Genomic DNA, 236 nt, shown 5'->3' with positions numbered 1-236 from the left:
CCGAGGCGGGCCGGCCCCGCCGGGCCGCCGTCTCCTCCTTCGGCATCAGCGGCACCAACGCCCACGTCATCATCGAGGAGCCCCCGGCCGCCGCCCCGGAGACGGTGCGGGACGACCGTCCGGCCGCGGACCTGTCCGTGGTGCCGTGGACCGTGTCCGGCCGTACGGCCCAGGCCCTCCAGGACCAGGCGGCACGCCTCGCCGCGTTCGTCGAGACCGAGGCCGACCTGCGTCCG

The 236-nt window shown here is 77.5% G+C and carries 1 protein-coding gene; it reads left to right on the top strand.

The genetic code is table 11. The features are described from left to right. On the top strand, positions 1-236 hold a 236-nt coding region (locus IE245_RS37595), incomplete at both ends, for a ketoacyl-synthetase C-terminal extension domain-containing protein (RefSeq protein WP_229852080.1).

It is taken from the genome of Streptomyces roseolus, assembly GCF_014649855.1.
GTDB lineage: Bacteria > Actinomycetota > Actinomycetes > Streptomycetales > Streptomycetaceae > Streptomyces > Streptomyces roseolus.
The sequence above is the reverse complement of the archived record's forward strand: the minus strand, read 5'-3'. Positions and strand labels throughout refer to the sequence as shown.